Genomic DNA, 25,782 nt, shown 5'->3' on the forward strand with positions numbered 1-25,782 from the left:
ATAATAATGATAAGTAACCAGCAGCTACCTGCTAATGAAATGATGAAGAACGACCCACTATTTCCTGCGTTGGCTAAAGTAATAGAAATGCCTAAAGGCTACGTTGACTCGCTACATCATCACACATGGCATCAAGTAATATTTCCGATCAAAGGGTTACTCCAAACTCAAGTTGGATCTTATCAATATTTACTTCCTCATACCTCTGCGCTATTTGTTCCAGCAACGTTAGCACATGAATCAATCGCTTTAACAAACACCACTTTCATTGGTATATATATTAACCCTGCGTATTGTTTTAAGTCTGAAGAACAGGTTCGAACCATATCTTTAACTCCATTTATCAAGGAGTTAATACAAGAAATCAGAAGAAAATGTTTGCAAGTAGAAAGTCAAACGGCGTTATTAGGCTTATTACAAGTACTGCATGACCAAATGATGCATAACGACGTAATAACTTTTCAGCTACTACTCCCTAAAGATAGACGTTTAAAGCAAATATTTGACAAGTTAACTGAGACACCAGCCTTAGATTGGCCTTTAAAGATATGGGGAAACGAAGTGGGAGCATCAGAACGAACGCTATCTAGACTTTTTGTTAAAGAGTTTAAAACCTCATTTCCACTCTGGCGTCAGCAATTGCGCTTAATATATTCATTGTCACTATTGGATGAGGAAATAACAATACAAGCAATCGCTGACGAAATCGGATATCACAACGACTCATCATATATTAAAGCGTTTAAATCGTACTTCGACATGACACCACAACAATTTAGAGGCAATTCTAATCGAAAATACTATGAATTATAACTTATGGTAATACCGCATGAGAACTCAGCATGCAATTCATCTCAATAAGAAGCCTTCACTACAAGTACTTCTCTATTGGCAATAACTGCAAAAATCGGGATTCAAATCGTTCCCATCGGCCTGTTTCTGGTTCACTTTCCCAACTTTTATCGCCAGAATACCAACGAATGTCACCGTCTTGTAATTTCAAATGCCAACTGTTTTCTTCATCCATTGCTTGCTCTATGTCATCAGCCAGACGCTCTGCTATTTTTTGATTTTCAATGATTAGAATCGATTCAGTATTAAGGTAAGTGGATCGTAAATTGAAGTTAAAAGAGCCGATACTCGCGATTTTTCTATCAAAAACAGCAGACTTTGCATGAAGCCCATACGCTAATGTCGGGGCACACTTAGAAACATCTCGGGTTGAATCTTCACACAACCCTGTTTCTGGTTTTAATTCAAACAATTGTATACCGTGCTCAAGCATGTCTTGGCGTCGGCCTGCATAACCAGAGTGATTCGTTGTTAAATCATTCGATGCCATTGAATTGGTTAATGCTTTTATCTTTACACCCTTGTTACTTAATTCTTGCCATTCTTCTAGTTGGCTATCATCAAATATCAAATAAGCCGATTCCAATAAGATCTCTTGATCCGATTCACGAGCTAATTGAGCCAATACTTTGGCCGTTTCTTTTGGTTCACTCGTGTTATTTTTATCAACTGGAACTGGTCTATCAGAAACAAAGCGGGCTTGAACCCACGTCATGCTCCCCATTAACTTAGTTAAGAATTGATGGGCAGTTTTACTGCCTTCTGGCAAGGCTGGGTAGTTTGTGTAAATCGGTGCCGAAATTTCGTCTAACACTGGTTGATCTGGTGACGTTTTTCCACCTAATAAATCAACAGGGTAAGACCACCGACTGTCCCAATATTCTGTAAAACTCGTTTGAATCTCCCCCACCACATCGCCTGTGACTAATACATCACGGTCACGAAAATTGATGTCATCAGACAGATCAAAATACTCATCGCCAATATTACGTCCACCAACAACAGAGAAAGCCCCATCAACGGTAAATGATTTATTGTGCATACGACGGTTTAGACGAGAAAAGTCTCCTAAGAAATTGACCCACTTGGTAACACCACGGCGAGTTGGGATTGGATTGAATATACGGATATCAACTTGAGGGTGTGAATTAAGCGCAATGAGGAGATCTTCTCGTTCATTAAGGTTGATATCATCCAACATTACACGTACTTTAACACCGCGATCAGCCGCCGCTAATAAACGGCTCGCTAGGTAATGACCTGAAGTGTCTGAATTCCAGATGTAATATTGAATATCAATCGTGTGTTCTGCGGTTTCGATTAATGCTAAGCGTTGAGCAAGAGCATCCCAGCCTGCATCTTGCGGTAAAACCGCACTCGTCTCTTGAGTCGATGTCGACGGTTGATAAGCGTCTCTTAATTCCGATAATGGGCTGATGACTGAGTTTGCGACGGGTTCATTAGTGTGCTCAACCTCATCAGGAAGTGAACCACACCCAGAAAGAATAGCGACAAAAAATAGTGTTATATGAATACGTTGAAGCACAGACATTTATTAAACTTCCTTATTAAACCTAAATAACCAACCCTGATTCTGTCTATTATATATTATTTTTATATCTTAACGCTCTACTGCTCGGTTCTTATCCAAAAATTAGACAAATCATCAAACTCATCTATCTCTTGCGATAAATTTATAAAATTACTGCAACTGGTTAACAATAATGCGGACACGAGAATAAAGAAACACTTACCCATTTGTTCTATTTTCCTTTTAATCAACCCCCCTTTAATCTTAACAAGAAAACAAAGAGGAATATTTTTTATTCTGATATGATGACGCCTTGTCTTTTACCACTGTGTTTATATCCATGTATACGTTACGTCCTTATCAACAAGATTCAGTCAAAGCCGTTATTCATTATTTCCGAAAACACACCAGCCCTGCGGTATTAGTGTTGCCGACGGGTGCCGGTAAAAGTTTGGTGATTGCTGAGTTGGCACGCATTGCTAAAGGTCGTGTATTGGTCATGGCTCACGTAAAAGAATTGGTTGAGCAAAACCATGAAAAATACGAAGGGTACGGCGAAGAAGCCTCTATATTTTCAGCAGGATTAGGGCGTAAAGAAACCGATAAAAAAGTGGTTTTTGCCTCGGTACAATCAGTGGTTCGTAATCTTAACTCGTTCAAAGATCAGTTTTCTCTGCTCGTCATTGATGAATGCCACCGAGTGCCTGACAACAAAGACACCAGTTACCGTAAAGTTATCGAACATCTGCAAACCCAAAATTCTGGCATTAAAGTGCTTGGCTTAACTGCCACCCCTTATCGTTTAGGCATTGGTTGGATTTATCAATATCACACTCGTGGACAAGTCAAAACCGACACGCCTCGTTTTTTCCGTGATTGTATTTTTGAGTTACCAATTCAATATCTATTGGATGAGGGCTTTTTAACCCCTGCAAAATTATTGGATGCCCCAATTTTAAGCTACGACTTTTCTCAGTTAAAACCCGCCTCAACGGGTCGTTATAAAGAATCAGAATTGGATCTGGTGATTGAAGAATCGAAACGCGCAACACCTCAAATTGTTCAACAAATCATTGAATATGCCAAAGACAGAAAAGGCGTGATGATTTTTGCGGCAACAGTTCGTCATGCTCAAGAAATATTATCATTACTGCCACCAGAGCAATCCGAATTGGTGATTGGCGATACCAAAGTGATTGAACGTGATGCCATTATCCAACGCTTCAAACAACAACAAACCAAGTTTTTGGTTAATGTGTCGGTATTAACAACCGGATTTGATGCGCCTCATGTCGATCTCATTGCTATTTTACGTCCAACCGAATCCGTCAGTTTGTACCAACAAATTGTCGGGCGAGGGTTACGTTTAGCTGAAGGGAAAACAGAATGTACTATTTTGGATTACGCGGGGAATTGCTATGATCTCTACCAACCAGAGGTCGGTGATCCTAAACCTGACAGTAACAGCGAAATAATCACGATTCCCTGCCCTGCTTGCGGTTTTAACAATAATTTCTGGGGTAAATTAGACAGTAATGGGTTTTTACTGGAACATTTTGGTCGTCGTTGCCAAGGCTATTTTGAAGACGATGAAGGCACACGTGAAGAGTGTGGCTATCGCTTTAGAGCTAAATACTGTAACGAGTGCGGTGCCGATAACGACATTGCTGCACGTATCTGCCATGAATGTGATGCTATTTTAGTCGATCCAGATAAAAAACTAAAAGAAGCCCTTAAACTAAAAGAAGCCCGTATTCTCAACTGCATTGATTTAACACTGACCGCAGGAAAGAATCAGTTTGATAAGCCACAAATTAAAGTCACGTATTCTGGTGATGATGACTCTGAATTGCATGAAGTGTGGCAACTGGGTACTAAGAAACAGAAGCAATTATTTTTAAACAATTTTGTCCGCCCTCATTTAGTCGACAGGCATCGCCCATTTGAAGAAACAACAGCAATAAAAATAGCGAATAGCCAACACCGATTCCGTCCACCAAGCTTTGTTATCGCTCGTAAGCAAGGCAAGTTTTGGTCTATTCGCGATAAGATTTTTGAAGAGTAATCTTACGGTATTATGCCATTACCACAACGAACGATAATTCATGTGGCATGAACGGCATTGAGCGTACGCTTTATCAAGCGCGGCTCGTGCTGCCACTTCATCTTGATCTACAGCGGCTTCACTGATCAAAATAAATTGCTGAGATAAGGTATCAAACTTTCCTTCAAACTCGGATTTTTGAGTCCAAATTTTAGTTCGTGCTCTACTATTATCTGCACTGCCTTCTGGAAATAATGTTTTTTGCTCTTCTACTGTTAAGTGCGCACTTTGCGCCAACGGCATAATTCGATCCCAATCTAACGTCTCTTTATCAAACGCGTCATCGAGTAAATCAACCGTTGCATCGAGGTGTTGAAAGTTATCTTGTCGAGATTCAATCTCTGTAGAGTAGTCCGTTGCCATCACTGAAAACGAGAATAACGCAACAATCCCTATTTTTTTCATACTTGCCTCCATTCGTTTCTTTATGCAGTTAAATCGCGGTGATTTCGATTTAACGAGAACTTATTAACATTAGCAAAATACTCTTAAAAACACACGAAAATAGGTTGTTAGATAAATAATGGGGTGGTATTATTCGCGCTCGTTTTTCGAAACGAAAAGTCTGTTAAGTTAGGTCGCTAAGCTTAATGGCATTTATTTATTTTACTATTTTTGAGAGTAAAGACTATGAAATTTGAAGCAGTAGTACGTACTGAACAAGGTAAGGGTGCGAGCCGCCGCCTTCGTCACGCTGGTAAATTCCCTGCAATCGTTTACGGTGGCACAGAAGCTCCAGTATCAATCGAACTAATCCACTTTGATGTTATCAACCAAATGGATAAGCCTGAGTTTTACGAAGCAATTGAGCTAGTAATCGATGGCGCTACTGTTAAGGTTAAACCGCAAGACGTTCAACGTCACGCGTTTAAGCCTAAAGTTGAGCACATGGACTTCATCCGCATCTAATTCGAGTCTGTTTTACTTTTTTGCATTATTGTTATTTCTTTCTTACCAATTGAAATAACAAACCCTTTAAGGCCCTGATATTACCAGTATCAGGGCTTTAATCTATCTAGCACTTCCCCATTCGAATAAATTCCACGCTCTATCCCCATAAAATTCAGACTTACTTCCCACTTTTTGATTCTAATTCTTAAGACACTCACAATTGAACACTGTTTTTTACGTTTCACTGACAATAACCGTCCATTATCTTCTATACTCCGTTTAACAAAAATAAGGCTAAACTTCATAAATAAGCTAGGAGTTAAAATGAAAAAATTATTAGTGGCTATATCTCTACCTGTATTGATGGCTGCATGCTCAAGCAATGGCGATATGATGACTGACGCAACGGTTTCTGCAGATATGCTGCAACATCACAACTGGCAATTAACAGAAGTTGATGGCAACGCAGTCGCAACACCTAAAAAAATGGAAGCGCCTCGTCTAGAAATCGGCGAAAAAATGACAGCGAATGGTAATGCTGGCTGTAATAACTTTTTTGGCCAAGCTGAGCTAAACAAAGAAGGTCAATTCCGCATTGAAAAAATGGGAATGACAATGAAAATGTGCATGGGTGATGCCATGACAACAGAACAAGCAATGTCTAGCACTCTGTCTTCTTGGAGCGACATTACACTAACAAAAGAGAACTTGATCCTTAAAGGCCAAGATCACGAACTAACGTTCACATTGCGTGATTGGGTTAACTAAACCCGATTAGCAACAGACTATTTGTTATAAAACAGAAATGCTCTGAATAAATGTGTCGGCGACATTAAGGCACAAAAAAACCGGTGAATTCCCCCTCACCGGTTTTTTATCATTTATACGTTCAGAATAAGGTTATTCTTCATTCGTAAGCGTGCGGGGAACTACACCTTGTCTTTTACATTCCAAGGTAAAAGTGAATCGATATCTGGCGATCCAACACATAAACGATCTAGACAATACCTAATATAATCGTAAGGGATTAATCCGTTTGCCTTTGCTGTTTCTACAATGCTGTAAAGCATTGCACTTGAATCTGCACCAGCCGTTGAACCCGAAAATAACCAGTTTTTCCGGCCGATAACAAACGGTTTAACCGCTCGCTCTGCTCGATTGTTATCAATAGATAACAATCCATCATCAATATAACGAACTAATTTATCCCATTGATTTAATGTATAGCTAATCGCCTCACCTAATTTTGTTTTAGGTGATACTCGACTAACTGCGCTATCAAGCCAATCACGGAGCTCTTTAAGTAAATCGCGGGCTTCTGTCTGCCTAGCAACATACTTGGCTTCAGGGGAAGCCTCTTTTAATAACGATTCGATCCGGTATAGCTTTTGGATTTTACTCAATACCCAATCTGCACTCCCTGTTTTCCCTTTTACTTGAACACGTTGAGCCTCAATAAATCGTCGACGTGCGTGTGCCCAACAGCCAACTAAAATCGCTTCAGTTTGTTCATAACCTTGGTAACCATCGGTATGTAAATACCCGTTATAACCTTTTAAAAAGTTAACTGGATGGTAGCCATGCCTGCTAGATTGATAATCATAAAATACAATTCCAGGCAAAACACCAGAGCCTGGAGAATCATAGCCAGAGCAGTAGACCCACATATAACATTTTGCTTTTTCAACATCCAACACATTTACCGTTGTTTCATCACAATGCAGAGTGGGTTGTTCAAGCAAAATACGATGTAACTCGTTATTAAGAGGGGTAAATAGTACCGAGCATTTTATTAACCAATCCGCCATCGTTCGCCGTCCAATAATGATACCCCATTGCTGAAATAACGTTTCTTGACGATAAAGTGGAAGACTGTATTGAAATTTAGCCGTAATAATTGAGCAAGTAACTGCGGTCGCAATCCCTTAGGGATGGGACGCTGGCATTGGGCTTGTTAATGTCTACTGAAGTATTGTTTTTTCACAATTTCGGCAAGCATATTTAGGACGAACATGTTGAATAACTTCCACTTTAGCTGGTACAAATTCCAACTTTTCACTGATGTCTTTACCCATCGCATGCATCTCTAGACCGCAACACTTACAAGTTTTATCTTTTATGTCGTGGATAATAACAGTACGCGGTAAGTCTTCAGGTAAGCGTTGGCGTTTTGGCTTTTGACGAGTGTAGGTAATCGTTTGTGTGTCATCATTTTCAATGATGATTTCTTCTTCTGTTTCATTGAATAAATCAAATTGAGTCGAGTCAGATTCACTGCTTTTACCAAAGCGCTGATGTTGAGCCAGTCGAAATTGCTCTAGAAGACGGTTATATTTATTTTCAAGCTGAAGCACAAGTGCTTTCAGCTCGTCAATGGTATCAGGAAGTGGTTTTATTTTATCAATCATGTAGATGACTATATAACGATAATACAGGTAATCAATCGGTTGCCTCCTATTCTTGACTGAGAATCAACTATTTAAAGGGTTGTTTGATAATGTACCGGTTGATGTCCTAAGATATCAAAACCTTGTAATAGCAGTGTCAGTTGCTGCTCTGATAATGCTAACGTATCGTTATTTATATTTCGTGGCCATTTGAAGCGGTCTTCATCTAATCGCTTGTACCATAAAGCGAATCCTGTTTTATCCCAATACAATATTTTGAGTTTATCACGAGGCTTATTGCAAAATATAAATAGAGCATCACTAAACGGTGATAGTTGCATTTCTTGCTCAACAATCACGACAAGGCCATTAATGGCCTTGCGAAAATCGACAAAATCACGATGAAGATAAATGGTGGAAACATCAGTAAATACATTCATGATTGATACCCTTTTAATAAGAGTCCTATCCAGTGAGGTTCAGTATTAGCTGGCAATGTTAATCGCAATTTTCCGATAGAAAGTTGAATATCTGGTAATTGTGGAGTGGCGATGATAGTTGATGTTAACGCTTCTACTTTCAAGAAAGTAGAAGCGTTAATCTTTTGTTTCCATCGTGCTTTACGTGCACTAAATGTCTTTGGCAGAATATTATGGTTACGACAAAATTCAGCGGCACTAAGCTTGCTAGATTGCTGAGATTCAAATAGAGCGTGCCATTGCTCTGGTGTTCTCTTTTTATCTTTTTGCATAATTACGTTCTCGTTAAATGAAAGATCGTAAGATACGCATAATGAATTTTATTTGTTAGGTGTAGTTCCCCGCACGCTTACCTTCATTCCAACGTTTAAATATTAATGACGTATTAATGCCACCAAAAGCAAAGTTATTACTCATGATGTACTGACAATCAATCTCTCGCCCGGTTCCGGTAATATAATCCAGCTTACCGCAACGCTCATCAATATTATGTAAATTTAACGTTGGGCTAAACCAATTGTTTCGCATCATCTCAATAGATAACCACGCTTCAATTGCCCCACAAGCCCCTAGTGTATGACCAAAATAAGACTTCAATGAACTAATCGGCATTGATGAGCCAAACACATTCTCTGTTGCCAGACTTTCCGCGATATCACCGCGTTCTGTGGCCGTACCGTGAGCTGACACATAGCCAATACTATCAGGTGATAGATTTGCGTCCTTTAAAGACATCTCCATACACAGCTGCATGGTTTCCATTTGAGGCTGTGTTACATGTGCCGCATCACAATTACTTGCAAAACCAACCAGCTCAGCATAAATGGTCGCGCCACGTGCTTTTGCATGCTCATACTCTTCAAGCACTAATGACCCTGCACCTTCACCAATAACCAACCCATCACGATCTTTATCGTATGGACTTGGCGAAGTCTTAGGGGCATCATTTTTTAAACTGGTCGCAAATAAAGTATCAAACACTGCTGACTCTGTAGGACAAAGCTCTTCTGCACCACCAGCAACCATCGCCGTTTGATATCCGTGTTTTATTGATTCGTAAGCGTAACCAATCGCTTGGCTTCCAGAAGTACATGCACTACTGGTTGGAATAACACGACCACGTAATCCAAAAAATAACCCCACATTTACCGCTGCGGTATGTGACATCATTTTTACGTAAGTTGTCGCGGTAATTGCTTTGGTACTTTTCTCACTCAACATAATACCGAAAGCACCCACCGCATCCGTGGATCCCGTTGATGAACCAAACGCAATACCCGTTTGACCATTCGTTAATACATCATTACCAATCAATCCACTTTGTTCTAGTGCTTGCTCTGATGCCACCGTCGACAACAAAGACACTCGACCCATTGAACGGATTTTTTTGCGAGTATAATGTGCTGGCAGTGTAAAGTTATCAATTGGGGCTGCAAGCTTTGTATTCAAACCATCATAGATTTCAAAACTCGGCATATATTGGGTCGCATTTTCACACTTACGAAGATTTTCGCCTACCGTATTCCAATCACTGCCAAGTGCAGTTACCCCTGACATTCCGGTTACAACAACACGACGACTCATACTAAACCACCATTAATTGAAATGACTTGGCGAGTAACATAACCCGCGACATCCGACATCAAATAACTCACTAGACCGGCAACCTCTTCAGGTTCACCCATACGACGTAATGGAACTTGTGGTAAGGCGTGTTCTTTTACATGTTCATCGACCATTCCTGTATCGATAAGCCCTGGAGCCACACAATTTACCGTGATTTTTCGTTTTGCTAACTCAAGTGCTAATGATTTGGTTGCACCAATCACACCCGCTTTAGCCGCACTGTAATTGGTTTGCCCACGATTACCAACAATGCCTGAGACTGACGCTAACGTAACGATACGACCGCCTTTACGTGTTCTCACCATTGGCATAACACAAGGGTGAAGTACATTATAAAAGCTGTCTAAGTTAGTGTGAATAACGCTGTCCCACTCTCCCTCTGTCATTGCAGGAAAAGCCGTATCGCGAGTAATGCCCGCATTACTTACGACACCGTAATACGCACCATTCACTTCGATATCGTGTTCAAGCATGAGTCGACACTGAACACGATCACTAATATCAAACTGAATTAAACGGCCTGAACCGCCATTCGCTTCAATCGTCTCGATTGTTTTCTCTGCGCCTGCTTTGTCACTCATATAGTGAACCACCACATGAAAACCATCTTTTGCTAACTGCTCTGAAATTGCGCGACCAATACCTTTACTTGCTCCGGTCACTAATACTTGTCTTATCATGATTTCCTCTACTACTGCTTTGGCGCTAAGAGCTCTTCTAATTTATCTTCTGTCGGTACAAATACATTTAATTGGCTTGATGCCAATTGCTGACCGTTATGTTTAATATAACAACTGAACACGGCCATGCCATTATTCTCTAATATTTGTTCCGCAAAAATGTCGAGTGTGTCGCCTTGCTTAAATTCACTGCATTCTGCTTGATACTTACGGCTACCAAGTAAAAATCCTATCGGGGACTTATTGCCTTTTTTCCAAGCGTGGTATCCAGACCAACCAGCCACACTTTGGGCCATAAACTCAATCCCAACCCAAGCTGGAATCGTGTGAGTCTCATGGTTAAAAAAGACATTATTTTCATTAATGGTGACTTGGCAATGAATCGATAACTCACTGACTTCGATCAATTCATCCACTAACGCTAACGGCGTTTCATGAGGAAGAAGATCGATTAACGCTGGAATATGTCTCATGACTGGTACCCAAAAATTAAGCTGATGTTGTTGCCACCAAATGCAAATGAATTACTGATAATCGCTGGTTTTTCTAATCGTTGGTCAGTCACTAACTTTATATCCGCTAACGTTTCATCTTTTTGATTATCATTGATTTGTCTTGGTAACGGTAAGTCGTATTTTAAGATGTGCCAACAAATCGCAGCCTCTATAATACCTGCCGCCCCTAATGTATGCCCAGTAAATGGTTTGGTTGAGCTTATCGGCGTATGAGAACCAAACACCGCATTTACGGCTTTCGATTCCATGGCATCATTCAATGGTGTTGCCGTACCATGCGCGTTGATATACCCAATATCTGATGCGTGAAGACCGGCATCATGTAATGCTTTTTGCATCGATTCAATCGCCCCTTTCCCTTCAGGGTGCGGCGCTGAAATATGATGTGCATCTGAGCTGTCTCCTGCGCCAAGTAAGGCAATAGGATCATTGGAGTCTTTTTGCTCTGCGCTTAACAACATGTAAGCACTCGCTTCGCCAATATTAATGCCTTTTCGATTAGGGCTAAATGGCAAGCAGTGTTCATTAGATAAGGCTTCTAGGCTATTAAAACCATTCAATGTTAATTTACACAGAGAATCCGTTCCGCCCACAATAACCGCATCAACAAACCCTGATTTCAATAATCGCTTTGCTGATAAGAAAACTCGACCACTTGAAGAGCATGCCGTTGAAATAGCATACGTCGGTCCTGACAACTCTAAATACGTCGCCACAAATTCAGCCGGGTTTCCTAACTCTTGTTTACGATAATGGTAATCATCAGGAAAAATACCGGAATTTAGCTTTTCACTTAATGCAGCTTCGCCATCAGAAATACCCGATGTACTTGTCCCAACAATAACGGCAATTCGATCCGATCCGTACTTGGCTTTCGCTTCTTTAATTTGAGGTTCTATTTGCTGCAATGCGGATAAAACTAACTGGTTATTTCGAGTATCAAATAAGGACAAATGAGCGGGAATGCTAGGGAGTTCACCTTCAGCCTTCCCCACCACGGTTTTCTTGCCATCATTAAGCCATCCATCTTCAAGCATCATCGAAGACCCTTGATTACCATTGAGAGCCTGATGAATATCATTGCTCTCTTTGCCTAATGCTGAATGCGAACCACAAGCATGAATATATACAGGAAAATCACTCATCTTACTTTTATCCATTCTTCTTTTTAGTCATGACAGACTGAGCGTTTGCAAACGTTTTGATTGTAATAACATACCCCAGATGCGGGCTCGTTAAAATAATATCGCCACTTAATTTATCTTCAATAGAAGAGTAATCAATAATAAGAATCGTCTTACCAAAATCGTTTGATAATACGCGTTGGTTTCCGATGTCTTGCAGACTCCAACCAATAGAATCTAACGATGCTTTCCAAGCCTCTGCCGGCCACAATGTGATCATGACATTAAATAAAACTTGCTCTGGCGGTGGCAGTGTCTCTGACAACCCGGCCATAACGTAAGTATTCAATGTCTGTCCATCGTAATCCAAACTAAGGATACGAGAGCCCCACGAGGCAAATCCAGCTAACACAAGTTTATTACCTGTTAATTGCAGCTGTACAGGTAATTGTTGCTTACCACCATGCCAATTTACTGAAATTAACTGGCTTAACGATATATCCGACCCATATTGATTTGGTTGCGGTAAAGTCACAAATTGCTCTGGAGATACTTCAACTTGATTGGCTTTTTTGATCGGTGCAGAGGCACAACCCAGTAAGCTTAATGACACTATAAAAATAATAGAGTGTATTAATCGTAGCGATATTCTTTTCATTCACTCTGTCCTATCGAACTTTATTGTGTGGGTTCATATTTTGACTCAAGGGGGCCAATAACCAAGCCACGATGATACCCGTCAGTACCGTAATACCAAAACTGTGTATCGCTTGAGTTTCACTTAACGCTAATAACCCAAAAGAAAGGATGGTGGTTAACGCCGATAACGAAATTGCCAACAGAGTACTTTCGGTATGTGAGTCGTCTTCTTGTTTATTCTGCTCAGCAAAAAATAAGGTGTAGTCTATACCTATCCCTAAGATCAACATTAACGCGAGTAAGTTAAATAAATTCAATGCCACTCCCGTAAATACCGTCACAGCGAGCCCTGCACACCCAGCGATAAAGGGGGGTAACACAATTAAGAACCCTTGCTTTAAACCATATCGAGGCAACAGTAATAAAAAAATGGCTCCGTAGGCTATCAATAACAATTCAGTAATGCGTTCACGATATTGCCCAAACAACGTCGAAATTTCTTCCGCTTTATTCAAGTACGTTATATTTTGCTTCTCAGCAAACGCGTGTAACTCTTGGCTATCGACCGCTTTATTAAACGTGATCACCGAGGCCACCACATCGTCTATCTTACCAAGCCATAAAAAACCCACCGTATCAGAAATAGGCGATGCGAGAAAACCGTCAATCGTTAATGGTGTAAATGGTTGAGAAAATAACAAGGGCACTTTTTGCTGTATCACAGTGTGATAGTTATCCGCTTGCTGTGCATATAATGCTTTTACTCGCTGATAATTCTCACGCTGTGTTTTTTCTGATGGAACATAACGGCTTATCGTTTGAAAACCACCAAAATTTTCTTTCTGTTCAAGTTGGTTAGAAACCGATTCTAACTTCTGTAATAACTCTTCTTCTGTATCCGCTCGAACCAAGAGTAATTGTTGAGATCCACCAACACCCGTGATGGCTTTTATCTCTCTTTCTTGCTGCTGAAGCACTTGAGGCAATGCTTGCAGTTGTCGAATATCATCGTCGTATTGTGCTTTATATACACCAAAGCCAGAAGCCACCAACAAACTCAAAGGAAGAACGATTCTGATTAACGGCTGACGCCATACCAATAACCATTGACCCAATGCGCGTTGAGCAGGAATAACTTGGTATTTATTTGGCTTCGTGGCCAATAACGGATACCAACACACGACGGTGAAATACGCCGCAGTTAATCCAATCGCAGAAAATAGTGATAACTGTTGTAAACCGGGAAATGGTGCAACAAGCATCCCCAAATAACCCACTAAGCTCGTAATCAAGCCAAGCGTTATTGCAGGAAAAAGTTGCTGTATTCCTTTCGTTGAATTCCATTTATTACCCGCATTTAAGCGATCCGTTAAAAAATGAAAAGCATAATCAATGGATACTCCAATCAGACTTGCACCAAACACTAAACTGAATAAATGAATGGAACCAAAGAGCCAAATCGTCAAAACATACGCACAAAACAGACCTGTCGAGATAGACAATAAAGCCAAAGTGAGTGGTAACGTACTGCGATAAACCAATAGAATTAAAACAAGAATACCAATCAAAGAGCCAAGACCAATGGTACTTATTTCGCTTTTAGCACTTTCAGTGCCATGAGCAGCATAAAAAATAACACCAGTATGTTGTATCTCTACTGAAAAAGCCTGTTGAATAGTTTGCTCTAACTCGACAAGCTGCGGCAATTGTTGTTGTAATGACAACTGGTAAGAAGATCCAGCAAGATCAGCGGTGATCACCACGTACTTTGCTTGATCGGATTTAACCGTCAAATACCCATTTTCGATTTGAAAATGACCCGAACTCTGAGTTAACCCTGATAAGAAATCTCGAAATAATAAAAAAGGATCATTTTCTAGCTCGGCACCCGTGACTCCAGAAAATGGATTGTACAGTGCTTGTAATACCTTTTGGACTTGTTGATCTGGTGCCGTTGTTAACTGCTCTTTTTGCTTTTCCGTTAACAACTGAGCACGAGCAGGAAAGTAATATATCCCCCACGCTTGTTGTTGATTTTCACTGATGGTAGCCGTAACAGAATCAAACAAAGGTAAGTCTGAAAGTTGATGAGAAAACTGATCCACTGCGTCAAACAGTTGTTTATAATTATTCTTGGTTTGGTTAACAACAAACACCACTTTGTCGCTCATGGTGTCTGCAATGCTATCAAAAGCCTGCTGAGCCACCTTATCTTGTTGATTATCAGGCAGAAGCGCCAGGATATTAGTTTCAATAGGAAAGGCACCTTTTGAGTACCATTGATAACCAAACAACCCTGTAATCACACTCAATACCAATAACCAACCGACAGCAAGTTGTCGTGGTTTCATTAAGGCCGATTTCATACAATTAGAAAGTAAAGGCACGTAACTCTTCTTCTGTTAATACACTAGGTGTTGATGATTGGTTTGAAAATATCATCTCAGTAACGTCACCACGGACTTCTCTTAAAACAACACGATTCAAATACACACCGCCTTCAATTTTAATCGTTTCAAACACACTGTTAATCGGTGCAGATTTCGGGGTTAACAATAAAATCCACCCTTCTTTTGAGCCTGTTAATGTCATGGTGAAATTTTCTTGAATCGCTTTAGTGTCACCTTTGAATAAGGACAGAAATAAACGAGTAAAATAAAACGCCATTGGGTTTTCAGAATCATTCATAACCTGAGATTCCCCATTAATCGATTGGCGTAACTTATTCTTTGTTAGCGTTAAATAAATTGGAAATGGTGTGTTTTGTTGCCAGAGTAACCCTTTATCATGTTCTAGCAAAAAAGTGCCAGACGTACTTAAAGGGTGGTTAAACATCTGCATGGTTCTGACTTGACTAAACTCACCACGAACCAGTGTTGATTGGGATAATTGTTGCTGTAAATCATCGACACTAAATGCAAAGCTATTCACACTAAATAATAAAAAAAATGCCGCTATCCAAGCTGTTTTTCTATTCACTCTGTTACCCATTATGGTAAGCCTCTACTTTATCGGTAAATACATGAGGTGAAACAAAACACATCTCATCGCTTTCAATACTGACAGCTACTTGCATCGTGTGTCCTTTTGTCATACGCACCCCTGATTCGGCATCGTAAATAACATAATTCACACGCATTCGATTTTCCCATTCCGTTAATGTGGCAACAACTCGAATGGTATGATCATAACGAATTGATTTTACATAACGAACACCGACATCAATGATTGGCCAGACATAACCTGACTCAACCATATCATTGTAGCTATAACCAATTTTTTTCAACAGTTCATGACCTGCCGTCTCAAAAAATCGAAAATAGTTTCCATGGTAGATGATGCCCATCGGGTCTGCATCTTGAAAAGCCGTTGTGATCAACACCTCTGAACTCAATACGTTCAACGTTGGTGATCCATCCGTGTTAATCACAGGGTTTGACATTAATAAAGTGTCCAATGTTGTTGTTGAATTTTTTCGATAAAGTTACGTAAGTCATGCTCTAACGGTCGATCTTCATTCACAAATTCAAACTCAGACAATACCGCATCACGCATGGTTTTTAACTCAACGCTCAGTTCTTTATCACTCAATTCACCTTGTCTTTCACGTAAGACTAATGCTTGAGTTGCGGCAAGTAATGACGCTGAGGTCACTTGTTCTGTCAGCTGTAGAACACGTAAACAATCGCGTGATGCAATGGTGCCCATGCTTACTTTATCTTGGTTATGACATTCAGTTGAACGTGAGAATACACTCGCAGGCATCGTGCCCTTAAGCGCTTCTGCTGTCCACGCTGAAATGCCGATTTGTACGGCTTTAAACCCGTGGTTAATCGGTTTACGCGCGCCTGTTGCACCCGTTAAGTTAAATGGTAAGCCGTTATTGAACTTATAGTCCATTAACTGCGCCATTTGGCGATCCAGTAGATCAGCAATGTTTGCCACCGCTGTTTTTAGCATGTCCATCGCCATTGCGATATGACCGCCGTAAAAGTGTCCACCATGCAGAACGCGTTCATTATCACCATCGATAATTGGATTATCATTGGCACTGTTTAACTCATTCTCAATCATTTGACGTAAGAAAGGCAGGCTATCTTGAAGTACACCAATAACATGAGGAGCACAACGCAGTGAATAGCGATCTTGCAGACGATCACTGTTTCTTGGTGGTGTTTCATTATGCAAATCAGAACGTAACCATGCCGCAATTTGTTGCTGACCTGGATGCGGTTTAACCGCAAATAACGCTTCATCAAAATGGAAGTCATTACCTTGCATACCCACAGACACCATGGCGGTAATTTTAGTCGCCATTTGCGCTAAATATTCAGCACGTTTGTAAGCTAAACAAGCAAGTGCTGTCATTACTGACGTACCATTCATTAATGCTAAACCTTCTTTTGGCTTTAGCTTAATTGGCGTAATATTCAACGCTTTAAACACGTCTGCCGTTGGACGGATTTCGCCTTTATAAATAACTTCACGTTCACCGATTAAAGTAGCCGCAAGATAAGATAATGGCGTTAAGTCACCGCTTGCACCCACCGATCCTTCTTGAGGGATACGAGGTGAAATACCGTGATTAATTAGCGTCACAATTTGGTTTAATAGATCGTGAGTTACGCCGGATACACCCTGAGATAATGAACACAAACGTGTCGCTAATACTGCACGGGATTGTTGTTCGTCAAGGTTCTCGCCCAAGCCACAACCATGAAAACGAGTTAAATGCAGTGGCAGTTCATCTACTAAATCCATTGGAATAGCAACAGTACAAGAATCCCCATACCCTGTTGTTACGCCATAAATAACGCCTTCTTCTCGTAAAAGACGTTCTAAAAATTCTACACCTCGATCAATTTTGGCAGTGAATGCATCGGAATTATTAAGTTGTGCATCAGCACCATTTGCGATCTCAACAACGTCTTCAATCGTCAGACGTCCTTTACCAAATGTAATTGAATTAGTTGTCATCTTTCTTTCCAGTTAACTGCCAAAAATTAAAAAAGTTATACCATTGTGATGGTGCTTTCAGTGTGAAATGCTCTAAGCGTTGAGCATAGTTTTGCACGACTTCTTGTAAAGCCTCTTCTCGCTGTCCACGAGGTAATATAATTTGTTCTGAAAACGGTTCAAAATACACATCAAAGCGAGGTTCTTTTTGAGTATCGTCACGTAATCCAAACATTAAATAAACGGGTTGTTTTAAAATAGAGGCCAACATAAATGGCCCTTGAGGAAAGGGGGCTGGTTTGCCTAAGAAATCCGCCCAAATAACACGATCTTCTTTTGTGACCGACGTTCTGTCACCCACAATCACTATCCATTCACCGGCATCAATTTTTTGTTGCAGTAAAATAGCGGTGTCTGGCCCCATTTTACCCACTTGAATCACGTTGACTTCAGATTGAGGGTTAACAGCTTTCATTACGGCATTAAAACGTTCGGCATGTTCAGTGAAAACCAACGCATTAATTTTAAGATCCTTGTGTCGACGACTGAGTGCACGACATAATTCTAAATTACCTAAATGAGATCCAAGCATAACAATGCCTTTTTCTCTGTTAAATAATTCTTCGTAATGCTCTACTCCATGAACCGTTAAATTTTTATCTGAAAAATCTCCGCGCCACGCCGCCAGCTTATCTAACATCGTCTCACCGAAGGAAACAAGATGACGATAAGGAGATAATTTTTCAGGTAACACGATCCCCTTCACTCTTGCATACGCTTCAATTTGCTGAATATAATCATCAGAGGCTTGTTTTACAGGACCACCACGCAAGTAGTAATACGCCATAACCGGTTTTAGAAATAATGAGAAAACACCGCGACCAAAAGTAGAATAAACCCACAACAACAACTGCATTCCGAGAATGGTGCCACGCTCTGCATGAGCAGACCAATGGTCGCTTTGAACCGGTTTACGTTTTAGTAATGAAGGGATACGTGGCAACATGCCAAAAAACAGTTTGGTATGCATCCAGCTAATGTTTACGTTATCCCACAGTGCATCAAAGTGAGAAATCCCATTTTCAGGATAAATAACCCGAGTATTAATGAAACGAATATCAGTATCATTCCAGTACATTCGTACCATGATTTCAGTATCAAAATCCATGCGACGACCGATAACCGTTCGTTCGAGAACATTAATGGTTGGACCTACTGGATACGAACGAAAGCCGCACATACTGTCTTTGATAGAGAAAGACAGCGTTTCTATCCATACCCAAACATGAGTGACATAACGGCCATATAAACGAGATTTAGGAACGGACTCATCATAAACAGGTTGCCCTGAAATCAATGCCGTTGGGTGCCGCTGAGATTCTGTAATCAATTGAGGTAATGCGGCCAAGTCATGCTGACCATCGGCATCAATTTGAATGGTATGACTGAAGCTTTGTTGATAAGCAGCTTCAATACCCGCGATAACGGCTCCGCCTTTTCCTTGATTTTTACCTAATGTAATCAAGGTTACAGAAGCATTGTCTTCTGCTACTTTCATTAAAATTTTCTTGGTTTCGCTTTCGCTTCCATCATCAATAATTAAAATTGGATAATTGAATGAACTCAGTGCATCAACAACCTTTGGGACCGTTTCACCATGGTTGTAACACGGAATTAAAAAACAAGGACGGAAAGTAGTCATTTTTATTGCCCTAATAGAATTCGGCCAGAAGAATGTTTATGGATGCTATCACTCTGATGTGATGTAAATGAAAAATACAGTTTTTCTGTTTCTTTCACCCACTTTAGATCCAATATTACTTCTGTATTGGGTAAAATTGGTTCTTGAAATTTGAGTACTTCCATCCCTTTAAACACGGAATTCGCGTTCAAATACACTTGACCATAATAAACGGCCCAATCAACCTGAGTCACCCCTGGTAATAAGGGATGACCAGGGAAGTGCCCAGTAAAATCCAAAATATCAGCGTCTATTTTCATCGTAATAACGACACTTGAATGCGCATCATCTTGAATGACGACTTCGGTGGACAGAATTGTCGGCTTACGTTTTGTCATGAGTACTTCTTTTAATCATTAATGTCATTAAACAGCTGCTGTAAATCACGCATTTGGCGCTTACCTTGACTATTTAATGGAACTTCATCTACCGCTCTGAATCGTCTAGGGATCCCTACTGGTTCTAACCATTCTCTCAGTTCAGAGCGTAATTTGAGCCAAAACTTCCCTTTTGACCCCTGTTGCATTAATTCGTTCCCAGCGTCAGAAAGCACAATAACAGCACCTAAAACAGTGCGCTTTTCTTCTTCCATCGAAATAACGGCGGCGTCATCTATCCATATTAATTGTGTTAAACGTTTCTCAACTTCCGTTAATGAAAGACGCTTTTCTTCAATTTTAATGACTCGATCAACTCGGCCTTTCAACATAAATTGACCATTTTCAAGCAAATCACAATAATCGCTCGTTGGGTACCATAGTGCGTCATCAATGAACGGAGACAATAATTCCAAACAATGCTCAATATTCAAGCGCGCTTGATGAGACGGAAAAAACGTCCACAATGAACAGGGTTCGGTTTGCTGGCGATAACCCACCCCACCCGTTTCTGTACTGCCATATACTTCAAATGGTCGTGATGATAATTTAGCCTCACTTTGATCCGCGCCTTCAATCGCTAATGGGCCACCCGAAGAAAATACCACCTGATACTCATTATAGCCTTCATGGTCAATAAGACGTTTTAATAATGCGGGACTACAAACCAAGGTCTTTGGATGTGATGAGTGATGAGATAAAATTTGCTCAGGATAAATGAAATTTGTTTGGCTAAACGCGCGTCCTGAACACAATGGCCACAGTACTCGGAACAACAAGCCATAAATATGTTGATGAGAAACGGTGCTATAACATTCTGAGTCTTTGACTTTTTCACCCCACAACAATTCTAATTGTTGTATTTCGTTATCCAATAATTGCAGGGTCTTATTAATGGGTTTAGGGGTATCGGTTGAGCCCGATGTAAACAGCGTTAACGGGATATCACACAAAGAAAGAGGAGATAGTTTTTCCGTATGTTGAATCGATAAATCTACCGCATTGTAGTTAATATGGATCTCACAAGGCATCGTTTCAATAATGTCATCATGCAATAATGCATCAAAATGTTGAGCCAATTCAGTCAAGGCTGCGGGTTGATGATTTCCTGGTAAAATAAGATGCTTACCCGCATGAGCCAATGCCATAAACGCCACAGAAAAAGCATAGCTATTTTCAAAACACAGCGCCCATTTTCTCTGAGGTTTATCACTTAAATACGCACTGAAAATTTGAACGTCTTGTTGAAACTTTTCATAACCAGTAACGTTATGTTGTTCATCGAAACACACGGAATGAGAGGCATTAGATTGTAATGTCAGATGAGAAAGTGATGTGTAGGTCATGCTTCTTTTCTCTTTATCCATTGGCGAATTAACCACTCACTCACAAATAATGTTCCAATAAGCAAATAACTAATAAAGCCGTTATACAGCATCCACACTTTCATCTCTAAAAAACAAGTTGTGAGAGAAATAGAGCCGTTAATAACAAAAAAAACACACCAAACTTTCGTCACTGTTCTTGTGTATTTGATACCGCTTTGTGGTAATTCAGGCTCTTGAAGACGAGCAAAACGTTCAATCATGCTTTGAGGTTGAAATAAAGTCCAAAAGAAGACACAAAACATGACGACATTGACGATCACAGGATAAAAAGTGAACCACCCTTCAGATCGAAATATCCAACCTAAACCCGTAAGTATTATCCCTGCAGCCCCACTGATCATCGCTATGTATTTTAGCTCTTTAATCGGAACTTGTTTTCCACCAACCATTCGCACTAAAAACAACACCGCTAGCACGCCTGCTACTGTCGTAATTCCACCAAAGTGAAGACCGTAGTAAACCGCTAGCGGATAGGCAAGCAGTGCAATGGCTGACAATACCGTCAGCCAACGCATTATTTTAAAAGTGCAGCGACTGAATTAACAACGTCTTCGACAGTGCGAACTTCTTTAAATTCTTCTGGTTTAATCTTTTTGCCTGTCACTTTTTGCAAGTGGACAACCAAATCAACCGCATCAATGCTGTCTAAGTCCAGATCGGTATATAATTTAGCATCCAACGTAATGTCAGCAGCATCAATTTCAAATAACTCAACCAGCGCAGACGTCACTTGCTCTAATACTTGTTCTTTATTCACATCAGTCATTTTAGTTTCTACGCCTTATTTTCAGTAATGTAAGCCGCTAAATTAGCCACTGATGCAAAATGTTCACGTGTATTGGTATCATCAGCATCTAACACTAAGTTGTATTTTTTCTTAATCGCTAAACCCAATTCTAACGCATCAATTGAATCTAGACCTAAGCCATCGCCAAACAAAGGGGCTTCTGTTTCAATATCATCCACTGAAATATCTTCTAGATTTAATGCTTCAATGATTAATAATTTAAGTTCGTTGTGTAATGCTTCCATCAATGACCTACTTTTTTTCGTTTGATGAGTTAAATTCATTTATTGGATACAAAGCTGTATCTAAAAATCGATTAAAATTTCGAGCGGCTGATGGCAATGAATCAGCTTCTTCAATAAAAGAGGCGATCGTAACCTTCTCTTTTACTTGGACATGAAAGAATGGACGCACATCAGGGACTTCATACCATTTTGCTTCTTTCGTCAAAAAGCTTGGTGCCACACTAATATGTATAATTCGAACATCACTTTCACTACGTACTGCTATTTGAGCAGCACCTCGCTGTAATTTTGATTGAACGCCAGGCGTTGTTCTTGTCCCTTCAGGAAAGACGAGTAAAATATTTCCTGAATTGAGTTTTTCTGAACAATCATCTAAAAACACTTCGGGTTCACGATTTGGAATGTAGCCAGCGGCCCTAACAATCCCACGTATAAAGGGATTATGCCATAAAACGGCTTTAACAATACAGTCACACTGCGGTAATTGTGAAGCAATTAAAACATAATCAATTAAGCTAGGATGATTTGCGACAATTAAACAATTACGGTCTTCTCGTAACAATTCAGCGCCATCAAATTGGTATTTAATGGCTCGGCTATAATGCATCGTTTTACAAAAAAGAAGAAAACTGCGCTGAATGATCAACTGCACACGTATTTCACGTTGTTTGGCATTTTTAGCCGTAAACGTCAACGTCGGAAATATCACAAAAGTTAAACAAAGAGCGCCAATACCAAACAACGAAAAACAAATTCCCGTCGCTATAATTCGCCAATATTTATCTATTCGTGAGAGTACTGTCATTCTACTTAATACGAGTCCATGTCCATTGAGTTGATTTGCTATCAACATTCCATTTATCCTTTGATCCTACTAAGTTAGCAATACATTGCAACCCATGAGGCAAGGATGAAGAACTGATTGATGGTTTATTGCTCCATGCAATCGAAATATCTTGTCCACTGCTTAATATCAATCCTAATGCGTAGCCTTGATAAGTGTCAGTTTCAAATTCTTTATAATGGGAAGACGTCGGTTCATCAAAATCCACCACTAATACATTATGGTCTGGATTTTCATAAAGATAGGCAGCGGCTTCAACTAATGCAGAGTGAAAGGTATTTTCTCCGGCGGCAATAGAGGTCACCGGAATTGGTTTTTTGGCACTGATCGTAAATAAACCAGAGGCCGTATTATGAACCGATTGAGAGAACGCCATTGGAGAGGCATCTTCTCCTTTTAAAATGTCTTCAAGTAATGTCGTGGTTCTGGTTAATTCACCATGGCGGCTTGCAAAAACCAAATAATCTATCGAATTATGTTCAGAGAACGTTAAGGCAGTTTGAACCGCTAATTTACTCAATGAACTCATTCGACGTCGAGCCATCGCAGGAATTTTATCAACCGGTATTTTACCGTCTTCTGGCCAAGTAAAATCACTTTCTGACCATAGAAGCCAATCACTTCGATTTCCTAATCCAGTCGAAATTGCGTGCCAATCGATTATATTAAAATTTGCGTATGCCATGATGCCCATCTAATAGTAAAAACATTACAATTTGTGACTATAGTCGTATAGGATATATGAATTCAGTGACTTGGCGCAAATACAAAAGCGGCAAAGCATACGGTAAATATATAAATAGATGCATAAATAAGGGTATATATGTCATTTAAGAAATCAATATTACTGACAATAAGTGCATTATTATTAAGTAGTTGTGCTAGCGTTATCCCACTAACTGACAAAACAACAGGTGAAGATTTATCTCACACGACAAAACCAGTTTATACATTAGTCAATCTACACCCTGATTCAAATCGCCTTAAACTTTATTCTGTTAATTACCAACAAGATGGCTTAATTCCACTTTGCTCTCAAGTCGATATCATTAGCCTAAATAGCAAGCGATTGATCTTCAAAGTCAAATCATCCGACCAACAATATACCTTAGATAAACACAAATCCTCTCCTGACTTCACAGCATACTTAAGCCATTATTTTGGTACTGAATGTAATACCTCAAAAGTAAATGCATTAAGCACTTTAGACCAACAAGGTATCAAAGACGGTATTGTTAAAGAAGGCATGACAAAAGAAGCGGTAGAATACGCGATAGGCTTTCCACCAGAGCATAGAACACCGAGTTTAGACGGCAACGAATGGTTATATTGGAAAAGCCGATTTAATACATTTAAAGTGCAATTTAAAGATAATGTCGTTTCAAAAATTATCGACTAATCTATTGATACCTAATTCATATCTGTCATTTCTTGCTTTTGAACAAGGTTTACACCGATACAGCTGATATGATCCATTTACTTTCTAATAATATGGCCAATTTTGTGACCCAATATACTAATGACCCTTTTAATGCCTTAGAAGCAAAAACTGAAGCTCAAAAACTCTCTTTTGCTCCTATCGTTTTTCATACAGCTCGTACATTGAGAGATTTAGGTATTCTTGCCGCATTAGACAAGGCAGGAAACCTAGGATTAAACGCACAACAATTGTCAGAAAGCACTGATATCTCTGAGTATGGTGTCAAAGTACTATTGGATATGGCGTTAAGTGCTCATATTGTCACGTGGAATGAACCTAATTATATTCAAGCCAATTTAGGTCACTTTTTATTGCATGATGGCATGACAAACGCCAATTTAGATTTCACGGCAGATGTATGCTATGCCGCGATGATGCATTTAACCGAATCAATAAAAGAAGGAACGCCAGCAGGCTTAAAAGAGCTTGGTGATTGGCCTACAATCTATGAAGGATTGTCTCGTTTACCTGAGAAAGCAAAAGAAAGCTGGTTTAAGTTTGATCACTTCTATTCTGATCGTTCATTCCCAATATTATTAGAAAAAGTATTGAGCCAAAAGCCTCAACGTTTGTTTGATATTGGCGGCAATACAGGGAAATGGGCTTTAGAGTGTTGTAAATACGATTCTGACGTTAACGTTACGATTATCGATTTACCACAGCAAATTGAAATGGCGTTAAAAAACGCAGAACAGCAAGGCTTTGCCGACCGTATTAACGGCCATCCTACCAATATGTTAGATAAAACACTGCCATTGCCTCAAGGTGCTGATGTCTGGTGGATGAGCCAATTTCTAGATTGCTTCTCTCCAATGGAAATATTAAGCATTCTTAAGCGTGTTCGTGCGGCTATGTCCATCGATGCTAAAGTCTATATTCTTGAGCTGTTTTGGGATGCTCAAAAGTACGATGCTGCGTCATACAGTTTAAATGCAACATCGCTATACTTTACTTGTTTAGCAAACGGAAACAGTCGTTTTTATCGTTGCGGTGATTTCTTAGAGATCATTAGCGAAGCTGGATTCATTGTTGCGGAACAAACGAATAATATTGGATTAGATCATACTCTACTTGAACTTAAAGCTAAATAACGCTTAAACCATAGCAACATCCCTATTAAAAAATAAAACAATGGC

27 protein-coding genes and 1 pseudogene are annotated in these 25,782 nt (G+C 39.9%); 6 read left to right on the forward strand and 22 right to left on the reverse strand.

The features are described 5' to 3' along the window. The first annotated feature begins 6 nt into the window (after nt 1-6). Nucleotides 7-813: an AraC family transcriptional regulator gene (locus VSAL_RS10930; protein WP_012550615.1), complete on the forward strand. Its 807-nt coding sequence runs from the start codon at nt 7-9 to the stop codon at nt 811-813. Between the two features lie 58 nt (nt 814-871). On the opposite strand, the gene VSAL_RS10935 is transcribed toward VSAL_RS10930, so the two are convergent. Then, nucleotides 872-2,404, reverse strand: coding sequence for a phospholipase D family protein (locus VSAL_RS10935; RefSeq protein WP_012550616.1), 1,533 nt, complete (start codon nt 2,402-2,404; stop codon nt 872-874). A 319-nt stretch (nt 2,405-2,723) separates the two neighbouring features. Between VSAL_RS10935 and VSAL_RS10940 the strand changes: the two genes are divergently transcribed. Further along, nucleotides 2,724-4,448, forward strand: coding sequence for a DEAD/DEAH box helicase (locus VSAL_RS10940; RefSeq protein ID WP_012550617.1), 1,725 nt, complete (start codon nt 2,724-2,726; stop codon nt 4,446-4,448). Between the two features lie 18 nt (nt 4,449-4,466). On the opposite strand, the gene VSAL_RS10945 is transcribed toward VSAL_RS10940, so the two are convergent. Continuing rightward, entirely contained in the window at nt 4,467-4,892 is a 426-nt protein-coding gene (locus VSAL_RS10945) for a cytochrome c (protein WP_231850843.1), read from the reverse strand. Between the two features lie 225 nt (nt 4,893-5,117). Between VSAL_RS10945 and rplY the strand changes: the two genes are divergently transcribed. Both rplY and VSAL_RS10955 read left to right on the forward strand, forming a co-directional pair. Beyond that, nucleotides 5,118-5,396, forward strand: a complete 279-nt coding sequence (gene rplY / locus VSAL_RS10950; RefSeq protein WP_012550619.1) for a 50S ribosomal protein L25 — start codon at nt 5,118-5,120, stop codon at nt 5,394-5,396. 306 nt (nt 5,397-5,702) lie between these two features. Beyond that, entirely contained in the window at nt 5,703-6,146 is a 444-nt protein-coding gene (locus tag VSAL_RS10955) for an META domain-containing protein (protein ID WP_012550620.1), read from the forward strand. Nucleotides 6,147-6,307: 161 nt separating this feature from the next. On the opposite strand, the pseudogene tnpC reads toward VSAL_RS10955, so the two are convergent. The 20 genes and pseudogenes from tnpC to VSAL_RS11055 form a co-directional block, all read right to left on the reverse strand. Next, nucleotides 6,308-7,786: pseudogene (tnpC, locus tag VSAL_RS10960) on the reverse strand (IS66 family transposase). 71 nt (nt 7,787-7,857) lie between these two features. Beyond that, nucleotides 7,858-8,205, reverse strand: a complete 348-nt coding sequence (gene tnpB, locus VSAL_RS10965) for an IS66 family insertion sequence element accessory protein TnpB (protein WP_012548924.1) — start codon at nt 8,203-8,205, stop codon at nt 7,858-7,860. Further along, nucleotides 8,202-8,516 (reverse strand): IS66 family insertion sequence element accessory protein TnpA, encoded by a 315-nt coding sequence (gene tnpA, locus VSAL_RS10970; RefSeq protein WP_012548925.1) that lies wholly within the window; start codon nt 8,514-8,516, stop codon nt 8,202-8,204. The genes tnpB and tnpA overlap by 4 nt, the downstream gene beginning before the upstream one ends. 55 nt (nt 8,517-8,571) lie before the next feature. Beyond that, nucleotides 8,572-9,828, reverse strand: coding sequence for a beta-ketoacyl-ACP synthase (locus VSAL_RS10975; RefSeq protein ID WP_044583296.1), 1,257 nt, complete (start codon nt 9,826-9,828; stop codon nt 8,572-8,574). After that, entirely contained in the window at nt 9,825-10,550 is a 726-nt protein-coding gene (locus VSAL_RS10980) for a 3-ketoacyl-ACP reductase FabG2 (protein ID WP_012550621.1), read from the reverse strand. Before VSAL_RS10980 ends, VSAL_RS10975 begins: the two co-directional genes overlap by 4 nt. Nucleotides 10,551-10,561: 11 nt before the next feature. After that, entirely contained in the window at nt 10,562-11,023 is a 462-nt protein-coding gene (locus tag VSAL_RS10985; protein WP_012550622.1) for a hotdog family protein, read from the reverse strand. Continuing rightward, nucleotides 11,020-12,225 carry a beta-ketoacyl-[acyl-carrier-protein] synthase family protein gene (locus VSAL_RS10990; RefSeq protein ID WP_012550623.1) on the reverse strand — a complete coding sequence of 402 codons (1,206 nt, stop codon included), beginning with the start codon at nt 12,223-12,225 and terminating at the stop codon, nt 11,020-11,022. Before VSAL_RS10990 ends, VSAL_RS10985 begins: the two co-directional genes overlap by 4 nt. Beyond that, nucleotides 12,218-12,847, reverse strand: a complete 630-nt coding sequence (locus VSAL_RS10995) for a DUF3261 domain-containing protein (RefSeq protein WP_012550624.1) — start codon at nt 12,845-12,847, stop codon at nt 12,218-12,220. The genes VSAL_RS10990 and VSAL_RS10995 overlap by 8 nt, the downstream gene beginning before the upstream one ends. A 10-nt stretch (nt 12,848-12,857) precedes the next feature. Then, nucleotides 12,858-15,179 carry an MMPL family transporter gene (locus VSAL_RS11000; protein ID WP_231850844.1) on the reverse strand — a complete coding sequence of 774 codons (2,322 nt, stop codon included), beginning with the start codon at nt 15,177-15,179 and terminating at the stop codon, nt 12,858-12,860. A 19-nt stretch (nt 15,180-15,198) separates the two neighbouring features. Continuing rightward, nucleotides 15,199-15,807: a LolA family protein gene (locus tag VSAL_RS11005; protein WP_231850845.1), complete on the reverse strand. Its 609-nt coding sequence runs from the start codon at nt 15,805-15,807 to the stop codon at nt 15,199-15,201. Nucleotides 15,808-15,811: 4 nt separating this feature from the next. Continuing rightward, nucleotides 15,812-16,270: an acyl-CoA thioesterase gene (locus VSAL_RS11010; protein ID WP_012550627.1), complete on the reverse strand. Its 459-nt coding sequence runs from the start codon at nt 16,268-16,270 to the stop codon at nt 15,812-15,814. Beyond that, on the reverse strand, nt 16,270-17,805 hold the full coding sequence (locus VSAL_RS11015; protein ID WP_012550628.1) for an HAL/PAL/TAL family ammonia-lyase: 1,536 nt from the start codon (nt 17,803-17,805) through the stop codon (nt 16,270-16,272). Before VSAL_RS11015 ends, VSAL_RS11010 begins: the two co-directional genes overlap by 1 nt. Beyond that, nucleotides 17,795-19,486, reverse strand: a complete 1,692-nt coding sequence (locus tag VSAL_RS11020) for a glycosyltransferase family 2 protein (RefSeq protein ID WP_012550629.1) — start codon at nt 19,484-19,486, stop codon at nt 17,795-17,797. The genes VSAL_RS11015 and VSAL_RS11020 overlap by 11 nt, the downstream gene beginning before the upstream one ends. 2 nt (nt 19,487-19,488) lie before the next feature. Continuing rightward, nucleotides 19,489-19,863, reverse strand: a complete 375-nt coding sequence (locus VSAL_RS11025; protein ID WP_012550630.1) for an ApeI family dehydratase — start codon at nt 19,861-19,863, stop codon at nt 19,489-19,491. Between the two features lie 11 nt (nt 19,864-19,874). Further along, nucleotides 19,875-21,248: an AMP-binding protein gene (locus tag VSAL_RS11030; protein WP_012550631.1), complete on the reverse strand. Its 1,374-nt coding sequence runs from the start codon at nt 21,246-21,248 to the stop codon at nt 19,875-19,877. Continuing rightward, nucleotides 21,245-21,805 (reverse strand): COG4648 family protein, encoded by a 561-nt coding sequence (locus tag VSAL_RS11035; protein WP_012550632.1) that lies wholly within the window; start codon nt 21,803-21,805, stop codon nt 21,245-21,247. Before VSAL_RS11035 ends, VSAL_RS11030 begins: the two co-directional genes overlap by 4 nt. Next, the gene (locus VSAL_RS11040) at nt 21,805-22,056 is read right to left on the reverse strand and encodes an acyl carrier protein (RefSeq protein ID WP_012550633.1); all 252 of its coding nucleotides are present in this window, start codon (nt 22,054-22,056) and stop codon (nt 21,805-21,807) included. The genes VSAL_RS11035 and VSAL_RS11040 overlap by 1 nt, the downstream gene beginning before the upstream one ends. An 8-nt stretch (nt 22,057-22,064) precedes the next feature. After that, nucleotides 22,065-22,322 (reverse strand): phosphopantetheine-binding protein, encoded by a 258-nt coding sequence (locus tag VSAL_RS11045; RefSeq protein WP_012550634.1) that lies wholly within the window; start codon nt 22,320-22,322, stop codon nt 22,065-22,067. A gap of 7 nt (nt 22,323-22,329) precedes the next feature. Continuing rightward, on the reverse strand, nt 22,330-23,127 hold the full coding sequence (locus VSAL_RS11050; RefSeq protein WP_012550635.1) for a lysophospholipid acyltransferase family protein: 798 nt from the start codon (nt 23,125-23,127) through the stop codon (nt 22,330-22,332). A gap of 1 nt (nt 23,128) precedes the next feature. Beyond that, nucleotides 23,129-23,860 carry a beta-ketoacyl synthase chain length factor gene (locus VSAL_RS11055; protein WP_012550636.1) on the reverse strand — a complete coding sequence of 244 codons (732 nt, stop codon included), beginning with the start codon at nt 23,858-23,860 and terminating at the stop codon, nt 23,129-23,131. 129 nt (nt 23,861-23,989) lie between these two features. Here VSAL_RS11055 and VSAL_RS11060 point away from each other — a divergent pair, with 129 nt between their 5' ends. After that, nucleotides 23,990-24,565 carry a hypothetical protein gene (locus VSAL_RS11060; protein ID WP_012550637.1) on the forward strand — a complete coding sequence of 192 codons (576 nt, stop codon included), beginning with the start codon at nt 23,990-23,992 and terminating at the stop codon, nt 24,563-24,565. A 92-nt stretch (nt 24,566-24,657) separates the two neighbouring features. After that, a complete protein-coding gene (locus VSAL_RS11065; protein ID WP_407921288.1) occupies nt 24,658-25,737 on the forward strand; it encodes a methyltransferase in 1,080 nt (359 codons plus the stop codon). Nucleotides 25,738-25,782 lie beyond the last annotated feature (45 nt).

The organism is Aliivibrio salmonicida LFI1238 (genome assembly GCF_000196495.1).
Taxonomy (GTDB): Bacteria; Pseudomonadota; Gammaproteobacteria; order Enterobacterales; family Vibrionaceae; genus Aliivibrio; species Aliivibrio salmonicida.